The sequence below is a fragment of the Deferrisoma palaeochoriense genome (assembly GCF_054656955.1).
Map to the genome: position 1 here is coordinate 24894 of NZ_BAAHXI010000016.1, position 12722 is coordinate 37615.

The 12722-nt window shown below is 70.0% G+C and carries 5 protein-coding genes; 3 read left to right on the forward strand and 2 right to left on the reverse strand.

Translation table 11 applies throughout. The features are described from left to right. Window positions 1-100: 100 nt before the first annotated feature. On the forward strand, window positions 101-619 hold the full coding sequence (locus tag ACYQ8L_RS06400) for a hypothetical protein (RefSeq protein WP_459940951.1): 519 nt from the start codon (window positions 101-103) through the stop codon (window positions 617-619). A gap of 51 nt (window positions 620-670) precedes the next feature. Here ACYQ8L_RS06400 and ACYQ8L_RS06405 read toward each other — a convergent pair whose 3' ends face one another. Both ACYQ8L_RS06405 and ACYQ8L_RS06410 read right to left on the reverse strand, forming a co-directional pair. Next, window positions 671-7075, reverse strand: coding sequence for an AAA domain-containing protein (locus ACYQ8L_RS06405; RefSeq protein ID WP_459940952.1), 6405 nt, complete (start codon window positions 7073-7075; stop codon window positions 671-673). Then, a complete protein-coding gene (locus tag ACYQ8L_RS06410; RefSeq protein WP_459940953.1) occupies window positions 7072-9348 on the reverse strand; it encodes a hypothetical protein in 2277 nt (758 codons plus the stop codon). Before ACYQ8L_RS06410 ends, ACYQ8L_RS06405 begins: the two co-directional genes overlap by 4 nt. Window positions 9349-9733: 385 nt before the next feature. Here ACYQ8L_RS06410 and ACYQ8L_RS06415 point away from each other — a divergent pair, with 385 nt between their 5' ends. Both ACYQ8L_RS06415 and ACYQ8L_RS06420 read left to right on the forward strand, forming a co-directional pair. Beyond that, window positions 9734-10729, forward strand: coding sequence for an HNH endonuclease (locus ACYQ8L_RS06415; protein WP_459940954.1), 996 nt, complete (start codon window positions 9734-9736; stop codon window positions 10727-10729). A 51-nt stretch (window positions 10730-10780) separates the two neighbouring features. Beyond that, on the forward strand, window positions 10781-12658 hold the full coding sequence (locus ACYQ8L_RS06420; protein WP_459940955.1) for a DEAD/DEAH box helicase: 1878 nt from the start codon (window positions 10781-10783) through the stop codon (window positions 12656-12658). The last annotated feature ends 64 nt before the right edge of the window (window positions 12659-12722 follow it).

A 12722-nucleotide genomic window follows, 5' to 3' on the forward strand; every position in this document is an offset into this window, starting at 1 on the left:
ACGACTTGGGGAGGCGCTCGGGCGCGTCGAAGCCAGACTGAGAGCCGCGTGGCCGGGTCTTCGGCAACGGTGCGAGCGGATCGAGGGCGCCACATTCCTGTTGCCGAGAGTCAGCGACGCGGCGGAGCGCATCGCGGCCGTGGCGCAGGGGATGACGCTCGAGGGGCGGGCCGACTCCCCCGAGGCGCTGGAGGCGTGGGCGCAGATGGGATGGCCCGCGGTAATCAACGCGGTGACCCATCTCTACGAGAGCCTCCAGTCTGTGTGGTCGCGGGAGTGCGAGGCGCTTAAAGCCCGAGCCAACGCCCTGGGGCGGGTGCTCGAACGGTTGCCCGCGACCCGGGAGCTCGGCGCGGAGATCCTCCGGATCGGGCGCCAGGCGGGGGAGTTGGGGGGCAGGTTCCCGGACGAGGCGGGACGGAGTCGGCTCGATGACCTGACGCGCAGGTTGGACGAGGCGGAACACCGACTCCAGGCCAGCGGCGGCACGGAGGAGGTCCAACTCTTCCTGCTGAAGGCGGTGGAGGGACAGGCCACGCTCGCAGACCTCTCAACGGCCGTGTGGGAATGGTTGCGGTCCGCCGACCTCCTTTCTCGGTTTCGGGTCCGCCTCGAATGATGGGGTCTCGTGCCAGTGGGCATCGGTATCCCCGTGCCGCTCTGATTCGGCTTAGGCCAAAGCCTCCACATACTCCCCGAACCGTTCGAGGAGCGTGCGGCTGGTGGCCACGGCCGCGGCGTCGCCGTCCATGAGTTCGCTGTTTCCGTGGAGGCACCCCAGGCACCCATCGAGGCACAGACGGGTGCCCATGCGGTAGACTTGGTCGGCGAGGCGCGCCTCGGGCGACAGGCTCTCCTCCTGCACGGCCTCTTCGAAGCCCCGGTACCGCTCCAGGAGCCCCGTCCAGTTGGGAACCGCCGCGTCCGCCTCCTTCGCCCGTTCCACCACCGCACCCACCAGTTCCCACTCCAAGGGTTCCCGGCCAAAGGCCGCGGCCAGCCGGGCCCGCACCTCGCGCGTCTCCCGATAGAGGTCGTAGTACTCGAACCGCTGGCCGTCGAGTTCCACCCCGTCGTACAAGAGCCGCAACACCACCTGGAGCGGCCCGGTGTCCCCCTTCGGGTCGAGACCCAGTTCCGAGGCCAGGCTCTCCACCCAGGCCGGGTCGCGCGGGTCCTGACCGCGCCACCGCTCGTGGTCCTGTGTTCGGCCGAAGGCCCGCTCGAGCACCTCGTCGGCGGCCGCGTTCTCACAGGCCACAAAGCGCTCGCGCCTCCACTCTGCCAAGGCGTCCTTCGCCTCCCCCACAAACGCCCGGGTCGTGCCGTCGCCGCCCTGGCCCCGCTCACACACGATGAGGCGGTTGTCCGTTTGGCCGTCGAACTCGATGGGGAGTTGGGCGTGGGCGATCACCGCCCGTTCGTCGCCCCGGCCGTGCAGGACGAACCGATGGCGAAGGCCGATCAGGAGCCCGTGGAGGAGCACGGAATGGAGGTACTGCCGGAACCGGGCGTCATCGTTGACCCAGTTCCAGATCTCGGGGAGCAGATCCCCGAGGGCTCCGCTTTCGGTGAGTTTCCCCAGGAGGTTTGTGATTCTCTGCTCGGTGAGGTTGGGCTGGCACGAAAGATACCGTTCCCAGCCGGCGCGAAGCGCGTCGGCGAGGCGAGGCGCGTTTCCCCGGGAAAACCCGACCTTCACCTCGTCTTTGAGGTCGGGGCAGGCCGCCGCCGTGATACAAAGATCGGCCAACTGGCGGGCCTCGAACCGGTTGAGGCCCGCCGCGCCGCACCGGGTCACCAGGAGGTAGCGGAGCATCTGGCCCCGGTGCCAGCGCCGCCTCGGTTCGTCGCGGCGCAGTGCGGTCAGTTCCTGGTCGAGGAACGCGTCCACCACCTCAGCCCGAAGTTCCAGGCGCACCCCTTCGGGCCGCAGGCCGTACCCGATCCACTGGGCGCGCCCTGGGTCCGACGGGTCGGTGAAGACCTGCCGGAAATACACGGGGTCTGCCGTTGGGACGCCGGTTCGCAACTCCCCGTCAGCGGCCCAGAACGCCCGCACCACCCACAGCCCGGTCACGGCCGTTTCGGGGCGGGTGCGGTACTCCCAGAGGTTTCCATCGGTCCAACCACCCAACGCCGCGATGGGCCGTGGTCGGGGAGGGGCCTGCTCGGCCGCGATCGTGAACCCGACGAGCCGGGCGCTCGATTTGGGACTCAGGCCCGTCCGGGAGTCCCTTGCACCGGCCGGGATCCGTTCGGGGCCCTCTGGCCCAACCTTCCACTTCGGGGTCCAGGAGGCCCCTCGAAACGTTCCCGCCACCTTCGGGCGAATCGCCACGGGCCGTGCCAACGCCTTCGGGGGCATTAGGCCCCGGAGGCCCTGCTTCGCCTCGGCCGGCACGAAGGCGCGGAGGTCGCGGGATTCCTCCTTCGGCAACACCGGAAACGTCTTGTAGGCCACTTCCTGCCCCGTTCCGAAGGGGGCGCGGCCGAAGCGGCACGGGATCCAGTGGGCCTCCCCAAAGCCCCACCGGAGGGTCACGTTGCCGGGCGCGGCCTCGGAGAGCCCCAAGTCCACGTGCACGGATTCTGTGCGCTGGGTATCCACCCGTAGGAGGGGTACGTTGATCGGTTCGAAGAGCACTGTGGGCACGGCCTCGATCTCTTCGCGCCACTTCCGCGGCGGGTCGCCCGGGCGGAGGCCCGGGATTCCGTGCACAGCCTCGGCCCAGAGTTCCCGGATGCCGGGGGCTTCCACGAGGTCCCAGACCTCCGGCCCGAGCCAGCTCCGGGCCCATTCGTCGACCCGGTCGAACACCTCGGCCGGCAGGTGGGCGGGGTCGGGCCGCCATCCCTCCCGAAAGGCATGCCGGGCGGCCAGGTCGAGGACGAAGGCCAGGAGTTGGCCGCGCACGACGAAGGGGTTTTGCATGTTCAGGGGCACGCGGTGCTCGGCGCCTTCGAGCATTTGTTCCGGGGCCCGGAAGAAGTAAGAGTCCCGGGGGGAGTGGAGGGAAAGGGTGACCCCGGTGAGCGGCCGGTCGTCGCTGCCCCGACCGCCCCGGCCCTTGCGCTGGACGAAAGCGGCGAGGTTCGCCGGGGCGTAGTGCTGGTAGACGAGTTGCATTTCGGGGTCGTCGAACCCGACCTCCAAGGACGAGGTGGCGAACAGCACGTCGCTCTGGTCGATCATGCGCTCCACATTCCCCGAGGTGCCCGAAAACACGGGGTTCGGGGCCACGGCCAGGGGGTCGCCCGGCCGCAGGAACCCCTTCGCGCCCACCTGGTGGGGATCGTGGGCCGCAAAGTACCAGCACTCCCCGTTGCGGAACCGGTCGCAGGTTTCAGGTTCACCGCAGCAGGCGGTCTGGGTTCGTTCCGGGTCCGCGGGGTCGGCCCCGTACCGACTGGTCCGCAGCGAGGCCAGGTTCTTTTCTTCTTCCGCGTCCTGGAAATCGCGGTGGAGCCGTTTGAGTTTGTCGATGGAGTCGAGGAACACGATGGTGCGGTACCCGCCGTGGGCCCCCTTGCGCCGCCGCATGCCGTGGGCCAGGAGCATCACCGACTGGATCGTCGTGGACGCCCCTGCGATCAGCGAACCCCGCGACTCCACCTCGGGTTGCACGAAGTAGTAGTACTCCCGGCCCCGCGGGTTCTCGACCCTCTCCTCGGGGCGGACGTCGATCCGCTCCACCTCGGATTCCGGCATGCCGGAAAGTTCCCCCCACAGGGCCTCGGGGTCCCCCAGGGTGGCGCTCATCCCGACGGCCAGCGGCGCCGTCTGGCCGTTGATGCGGCACCGGGCGAGAAACCGACGGAGGGCCCAGCCCACCTGGGCGCCATGGACGTGGCCGTAGAGGTGGATCTCGTCGGCCAGGAGGGCCCGGGGCGGGGCGAACCCAGGGTCGTCCCCGAAAAGCCGCCCGTATCTGGGGTCCATGAGCCACTGGTGGAGCGACTCGGTCACCACGAGAAAGAGATCCGGCGGGGCGCGGCGTACGCCCTCCTGGGTGCCGACCCACCCGGGGAAGGACCAGGAGCAACCCTCGGCGGGGCAGAGGAGTTCATCGCGCTCGGTCCCGGGACGGACGCGCAGCGCGGCCCCGCAGGCCGGGCACCGGAAGAACGGAAACTGCCTGAGCCCCCCGTCGACCGGGGCCCAGTTTTCATAGTCCTGGGGGTAGCGCTCCACCGCGTCCCAGTTCGGCGGGACCCCGGTGCATTGGATCCCCACGGAAAGCCCGACGCCCCCCAGCTCCCGGTCGAGTTCCCGGGCGTAGCGCACGAGTCGCTCCACCTGGTTCACGGCAAGGCGGATCCGGGGGTACACCAGCACCGCCTTGCACCCCGCGATGCCCGCCAGGCGGTCGCGGACGGCACCTGCCAGGAGCGGTACGCAGGCGGTTTCGGTCTTGCCCGACCCCGTGTCGGCCGTGACCACGCAGGCCATCGACTCGCCACCCGCCCATCCGTGGAGGAGGTTTCGGATTCCCCGTTCTTGGAATCCCGAGAGGAACACGTGCTCCGGCCCGGGTTGGCGAAGGCCCCGGGCGAGGGCGGGCCCGAGCGCCCGCACCACCCGGCCGAAGTCGGGATCCCGTTGGCCCAGTTCGCCGGCAAGTTGGTCCAGGAGGGCGGGCAGTGGCCGGTCGCGCACGGGTTTGTCGCGGGTGCTGGCGATCACCTTGAGCGCCCGCACGAGGAACGGCCGGCGGTCCTCGTCGCCCGGAGCGAATCTCTGCTTCACGTACCGGAGTTCCCGGGCGAGTTCCGCCATGCGCGACCGCACCCGGTCGCCCCGCACCATCACATGGCCGTGGGCCTCGAGGGTTTGGAGGGCGCGGAGCACGGCGGCCCGGCTCGGGAACCGCTCCGAGAGTTCTGGGTGATTCCTGCAGGCGTCCCGGAGCTCCACCACCGTAGTCCAAGCCTCCACGATCCCGAGGTCGATCCGCCGGACCTCGAGGTCCTCGAGCAGATTGAGGAGTCGGAACTCGTCGTCCGAGGGAAGTTCCTCCGGCTCGGGTACAACTTCGGTGTCGTCCACGGGTTCCTGGAGTTCCAGGAACCGCCTGTGCTCCGGATCCTTCACGACCCGAACCCCCAACCTGGGACTCAGGTCCTCGATGAGGGGCCAGAGGATGTCGCGTCCCGTGTCGTCGCACCACACGAACCGATCCCGCACCCCGCGCACGGGCGAGTTCGCTGCGGTCTCGTAGGGGGCCTTCGCCCCGCCGGCCATGCGTACCGCGTCCACCAGGTGCTGCCGCACCGTAGCCTCCGTGACCGCCCGGGGCCGTTCCCCGTCGTCCACCGGCTTGATCGACCAGAAGGGGCCGTGTTTCCCAACCCTCTCCCACAGGAGGATTCGGCCCAGGCGGAAGAGGTCGCGGTATTCGTGGAACGGCACCTTCCTCACTACCTTCTTTTCGACCTTGTAACTCGCCGTGTCCCCCCACTGCGGGTTTTCGGCAGCGAGTTCCCGGATCACCCGGTCCAACTCCTGCAGCCGATCCGTCCATTCCGGCAGGGGTTCCGTGGGTTCGGCCTGGGCCTCGATGTCGGGCAGGGGGGGCGCGTCGGCGAACGCCCGGGTGCGGACCTGGACCTCCACCTCCACCTGGCGCCCTCCGATTTTGAGTTTTACCGCGCCCCGGGGAGTCGCCCCGAACACGAACTCCCGAATCCCGTCCAGGGCGTCGACCCACTCGTCCTCGGAGGGCACCACCTCGAGCAGGCGGCGGTTGATCACCACGACGAGCTTGTGGCGTGGCCGCGTGATCGCCACGTTGAACCGGTGGGGCGACAGGATGAACGAGGCCTCGACGGCGGCGAACTCGGGGTCGGCCACGGTGTACGACAGCACCACGGCGTCGCGCTCGCGGCCCTGGATCCGGTCCACGGTCTCCACCACACAGCCCTCGGCGTACCGGGTGTTCCGGAGCCGGTCCCGGATCAGGGCGTTTTGGGCCCGGTGGGGGGTGATGACCGCGACCCCGTCCTGCCACAGCCGGTCCTCGTAGGGGTTCCCCTCGGGGTCCCGCAGTCGGGTGCCGAGGGCCTCGACCACCCGCTTGACGAGTTCGGCCTCGATGGGGTTTCGGGTGGAGGCCGGAGGGCCGTCGTGGAGGAGCACGCACACGGGATGGTCCGGATGGAGAGCCGCCCGTAACCAGCCGTCGAGCCCGTCCTCCCAGCCTTCCCGGAGCCGGAGACGCCGTTCGGCCACCTCGGGCGCCGGTTCCAGCACCTCGTAGAACAGTTGGGCCGGGACGTCGGTGAGAACCGCGTTGAGCCGGAACGTCTCGGTCAGCCGGAACTCCGGTATCCCGCCCCGCTGCAGAAACTCGTAGATCGACCCCCCGATGTTTCGGTCGTCCACCGACCAACCCTCCACGGCCCCGATGGGCGGCAGTTGGCGGTTGTCGCCGGCCACCAGGAACTGGCCGTCGTCCTTGAGGGGCCCGAGGGCCATGAGCGCTTGGCCGACTTTCATCTGGGATGCCTCGTCGAGGGCGACCACGTCGAACCACGGGGCATCGAGCGCGTCACCCTCGTCCAGCAGGCGGTACGCGGCCCAGGTGGTCATGCCCACCACCTGCACCCCCTCGGTCTCCACGACCGATCGCCCCCGCTTGACCTCGAGGGTGGGGACCTCGGTCGGTTGGCCCGGATCCCCCACGAAACACACGGGCACCTCCGTACCCAGCGTCCTCGCCGCCCGGAGGGTTGCCTCGAGGAGATTCAGCACCGCGTTTCGCGTGAAGGCGGTGAAGAGGATCCGGAACGGCCCACCCCGATCCCGCGCGGCCGCGGCAAGCCCGGCCGCGGCCCACCCGAGCACCCGGGTTTTTCCGGTGCCCGGGGGGCCCAGCAGCAGGGCGCACCGGTGCTGACCGAACCCGCGGATCGCCGCTTCCTGGTGGGGGCGGAGGCGGGGGGCGCCGGCCCGTTCGATGCCGGGGAGGATGATCCCGTCGACGGTCCGGCGCCACAGTTCCACCCGTTCGGGGCTGAGCTCGCCCCAGGCGAGGGGGTCCGCGAGAAACGCTCGGATCTGGGCCGGCTTCATGGCTGAACTCCGTCGACGTACTGGAGGAACCGGTCAAGCCGATCGGTGTTGAGGTCGAAAAACGCCCGGTCGAGCACCCAGCCGCTCCCTTGCTGCTTGGCCCAGAGGGCCCGAAACTCCTCCGAGTAGAAACAGTCTGCGTACATGGAGAGCACGAGGTGCCCCGTGGGAAGGTCCTCGTGAGGGGGCTCGAGGCGCACCCAGAGGTTTTCCCAGTTGGCCGGGTCAAGCACCCGGTCGGGGTGACCGTCGGACAGGATGAGCCCCATGTCCCCGGGCCGGATATCGGACCAGTCGGCATCGGACGGCGCCTCGAACTGGAGGTAGATGGTCTTTCCCTTTCGCCATTGACGCACGAGTCGCAGGTCCGGGATGCAGCGCTGGCGCATGCGGCGGCGCTCGATCGGTTGCGCGAGTTCGTGGAGGGCGGCCAACCGGCCCGCCCGTTCCTCCAACAGCGAAACCGCCCGCAGGAGTTCCAGGTGCCGTGCCCGCAAGGGGTGCAGGGTGGCGTGGAGGCGAAACGGGGCCTTGCGCAGGCGAAGGAAATCCTCGGGCGCAACCCGTTCGTTCTCCCCCTCGAGCCACGCCACCAGCGCCCGAACCGCCTCCAGTCGGGCCTCCACATCCGACCGCACGGCGGCTTCGTCGGCCGTGCCCAGTTCCAGGTCGCGGCAGATCTCGAGGGGAAGCCGCGACGAGAAGGGCCGCCGGAACCGGTCCCCCGGGCGGTAGGGGTGGGAAAGGGGAGGGTCGGCGGCCGAAAGTGCCTCGCAGACCTGGGCGAGGTCGAAGGAAACCCGCACGGGTAGGGCCAGGAGTTCCTCGACCACCGAGCGCAGGGCGCAGGCGGGAAGATGGTGGTAGCCCCGGTACTCGGGTTCGGGCACCACGGACTCCGGGGGGAACATCCGGATGAGATCGAGAAGGCAGCGGGTCAGCAGTTCGTTGTCGAGGTGACGTCCGAGGGCTTCGGCAAGGTCTCTCGCCTCCGCCGGTTCGTACACGAACACGTGGAGGATCTTCCCCTCGCCCGGCGGTCTTTCCTGGTTTTCCCGGTCCACCCGGGCCAGTTCCCCGACGACCTGGCCCAGAACCTCGAGAAGGGCGGACGATTCCTCCTGCGGGGTGCGGATCAGTCGGACGACTCGGAGCGTCTCGGTGCCCGAGTCGGTGACGAGGGCCCCCACGGTGGCCAGGCGGCCCGCCACCGGATCCCGGTCGGCGGCGAGGCACACCGATACGTCGGTCTTCGGGGGCATGCGGAGGGTCACCGCGCCGGGAACGAAACGCCACCGGCGGTCGAGGAGGGCGCCTGCCCGTTCCCACAGCGTGCGGCCCCAGTTGGCCAGGCGCCAGTCGGTGTCTGCGGCGTGCCCGCCCGTGTACGTGGAGGCCTTGGAAACCATCTCCCCTACCGTGCGGATGCCCAGGCCGTGGAGGGTCCGTTTGGTCTGGTGCGACACCCCCGGGACCGCGCTGACGTCCATGTGGGTCGGGGGGCCCTCGATCGCGCGCCGGCAGTGGGGGAGAAACCGGCACTGCTCGCATTTGAAGTAGATGTGGAAGAACGTGTTGTCGAAGTCGCGATCCACCCGGCAGGCTGCGGCGTTTGGAAGGTCCCGCCGCGCCCAGTCGGCGAGGAGGGACATGTAGCTCGCCAGGGGAAACTCGCTTCGTTCCCAAGCATAAGCGCCGCCTCCGGGCGCGGTGCAGTGCCAGATTTCGCCCGTTTCGTCGACCTCTGCGTCGATGCCGTGGTGCCGCAGGGTGGACCCGAGCATCCACGCGTACCACGCCACCTGCATCTTGTGGAACGAGGTCGCCACCTGGGTGGACTTGATGTCCACCAACCGGATCACCCTCTCGCCCCCCTCTTCCCGGACGAGGGCGAGATCCACGAGGCCCCGGGTGAAGTTCACCTTGATGTCTTCCAGGCTGAGGGTTTTTCGAAGGGTCGAGGTTTCGGTGAGGAGCAGTTGGTGGGCGGCCGTGGAATCGAGTTTTCCCGCAAGGAACGCGAGGGACTGCCTTTCGCTCAAGGAGTCCTGCCCGGGGGTCGGCCGAAGGAGGCGCACCCCTTCCGTTCGGGCATACTGCTCCACGACGCGCCTCTCGTAGTCGCGGCCGAACTCCGCCCAGACCTCCGGAACGGCCTCTTCCAGAATCGGGATCGCCTTCCGCTGGGACCGCCCCATGGTTTCGTACACGAACTTGCGCTGGCACCGGTACTGGAACCAGTTCTTGACCGAGGTGGCCGAGACGTAGAGCATCCGGGTTCCCCCTGCACCAACAAAAACGGCCACGCGCGGCGCCGGTTAGGGCGCCGAACGTGGCCGCTACTGGAATCGATCTCGTTTGGGCGTCCGTGCCATGTCCTCCCCCTGTTTCGAACGAACACTCCAAACATAGGGGGAACCCGGGGGAGGATGCAAGCGGAGCGTTCCTGCCCGTGGGGGAGTTCCCCCCCGAACCTTGCCATGGGCTGGTTCCTTTTCTACCATGCTGGACGGAATTCTCGAGGGAGGGGAGACCCATGGCGGGGCAACCGGGCGGGACGAACCACACGAAACCCACACGGCCACCGAGGCGCAGTTCCTGCGCCCGGTGGCCGTTTTGTTATTCAGGGCCCGCGCGTTCGCCGAAGGAAAGGGTGCTGTGAAACGCTCTGACGTTTCCGGGGCTCTCGCAACCTACGCCGACCGCCTCCGTCGGCTCCGGACCGACCGAAGCCGCGTCCACTACCCGGCCTCGGCCCGGCACCGCGCGCCCCACAAGCCCCTGTTGCTCCTGTGTGTGCTGGACCTCGTGGCAGGGGGCGCGGTGACGGAGAACTTCTTCGAGCCCGGCCCCGACCTGGTGGAGTTGTTCGGGCTCTACTGGTCCCGGGTGATGCCGCCCGAGCGCCGGGGTTCGATGGCGCTGCCGTTTTTCCACCTCCGGAGCGACGGGTTCTGGCACCTCGTGCCGGCGGCCGGGAAGGAGGCCCAACTCCAGGCGGCAAGGCGGGTGGACACCTTGCCCCGGCTCCGGAGCCTCGTGCTCGGCGCCACCCTGGACGAGCCCCTGTTCGGGCTCCTCCGGAACCCGACGGCCCGGGAGACGCTCCGGGGGGTGCTCCTGGAAACCTACTTCGAGCCCGGGGCGCGGGACGCCCTCCGGGAACAGGCCGCCGTGAACCAGGGGGCGTACCGGTACAGCGAACTCCTTCTCCATGCGGGGAGCGACCCCTCGGCGGTGCGTGGGGCCGCGGCTGACGTGGAGCCCCGTGCAAGGGATCAGGGGTTCCGGAGGGCCGTGACGCGGGCGTACGAGCACCGGTGCGGGTTCTGCGGGGTGCGGGTGATCACGGCCGAGGGGCACACGGCGGTGGAGGCGGCCCACATCGTGCCGCGGAGGGTGTCGGGCGACGACCGGGTGGTGAACGGCCTCGGCCTGTGCCGGCTGTGCCACTGGAGTTTCGACGAGGGGCTGCTGGGGCTCGACCCGGACTACCGGATCCGGACCTCCCCGCAGTTGTCGCGGAACTCGAATCTGCCGGCCCATCTCGGCGCCCTGGGCGGCAGGACGCTTCTCGGACCCGCCGACGAGGCGTTTTGGCCCGCGCCCGAGGCCGTGGCATGGCACCGCAGGGAGGTGTTCCGCCGCCGGTGACCCGGGCCGGTGGGAGACGCGCGGGCAAACCCAAGACGGGGGAGGGGGCCCATGGCCACGATGATTCCGGACGGGGTGGGGGCGTTTCACACCGAGGGGGAGCGGCGGTTTTACGCGTTCCTGCAGGAGGTGGCGCGGCCCGACGGGGAGTTCGTGGCGTGGTACACCCCCGACGTGGACGGCCGGGAGCCTGATTTCGTGCTGTTTCACCCCGAGCTCGGGCTCATCGTGTTTGAGGTGAAGGACTGGGCCCTCGGGCAGGTCCGGGACGCCAACCCCCACACCTGGTCGATCGAGGTGAACGGCCGGGCCGAGGCCCGGCCCAATCCCCTGCGCCAGGCCCGGGAGTACCAGTACCAGCTCCTGGAGCGGCTCCGGGCCGAGCCGGCCCTGCGGCACGCCGACGACCCCCACAAGGTCTCGGTGCCGGTGTCGGCCGGGGTGGTGTTCACCAACATCAACCGCTACGAGTACGAGGCGAAGGGGCTCGGCCGGGTGATCCCGCCGGGCCTTGCGTTTTTCTGGGACGACCTCCACCCCCAGGGGGACCTCTTCTCCGACCCCTCGGGCCGGAAGTTCCGAGAACGGCTCCAGGCCTCGTTTCCGCCGATGTTCCCGTGCCGGCTCACGGGCCGGCAGGTCCAGGCGCTGCGGCAGGCCCTGTTTCCGGAGGTGCGGATCCCGGCGGCCCGGCCGCCGGCCCCGGGGGAGGATCGGGAGCGGCTCCGGATCCTCGACCACCACCAGGAGGCCCTGGCCCGGCGCTGGGACGGCGGCCACCGGCTCGTGGTGGGCCCCTCGGGGTGCGGGAAGACCCTGGTGCTGGTGCACCGGGCCGGGTTCCTCCACAAGTACAACCCCAAGGTCCGGCGGGTGCTCCTGGTGTGCTACAACGTGGCCCTGGTGCCGTACCTGAAGCGCCTGTGCGCCCGCCACGGCCTGGGCCTCGGGCCCGGCGGGGTCGAGGTGTGCCACGTGTTCGAGCTGTGCCAGCGGGTTCTGGGGGAGCCGGTGAACTTCGAGAAGGAGGAGCCCGGGTACTACGACCTCGTGGTGGAGGAGGCGCTGGCGCGGGTGCCGGACCACCCGGACCGCTACGACGCCGTGCTGGTGGACGAGGGCCAGGACTTCTCGGACGACATGTTCCGGCTGGTGGTGGGGCTGCTCAACCCGGAGACCGACCATCTCCTGGTGGCCCTGGACGAGCACCAGGACCTTTACCGCCGGGGCGCCGAGCGCCGGTGGGCCGAGCTGGGCATCCGGGCCCGGGGCCGGGTACACCGGCTCCGCACGGCCTACCGCCAGACCGAGCAGCTCGCGGCCTTCGCCGCCCGGTTCCGGGGGCTCGAGGCGGCCGCCGGGCCCCGGCCGGCCGCGGGACAGCTCGAACTCTTCACCGACTACCTGACGGCCCGGGGGCCCGAGCCCGAGGTGCGGGCGTGCCCCGATCCGGAGGGGCTCGTGGCGTACGTGGCCGACGCCGTGGCCGAGCGGGTGCTCAGGGGCAGGGTGCCGGCCGCGGAGGTGGCGGTGCTCTACCCCACGAAGAAGGCCTACGGGTTCCGAGAGCCCCCGTTCCCCCGCCGGCTCGAGGCCGCGCTCCAGAGCCGGGGGGTGCTGGCCCGGTGGGCTTCGGAGGACTACCGGAGCAAGGCGGCCTTCGACGTGACCACCGACGCGGTGGCGATCTCCACGATCCACACGGCCAAGGGCATGGACTGGTCGGTGGTGTTCGTGGTGGGGCTGGACGAGCTGGAGCCGGGGGAGCGGTGGGGCAAGGAGCAGCTCAAGAACCTGGCCTACGTGGCGATCACCCGGGCCCGATACGAGCTGCACGTGCCCTACGTGCGGGAAAACGCCCTGGTGGCGCGGCTTCTGCGGAGCCGGGCCGCCCCGGGGGCCGGAGGGGGCCGATGCGCTGGGTCGTGATCGGGTGCCTGCTCCTCGGCGGGGCGGCGTTGGGGATCGCCGTGGCGCGGCGGTGCCGGGGAAC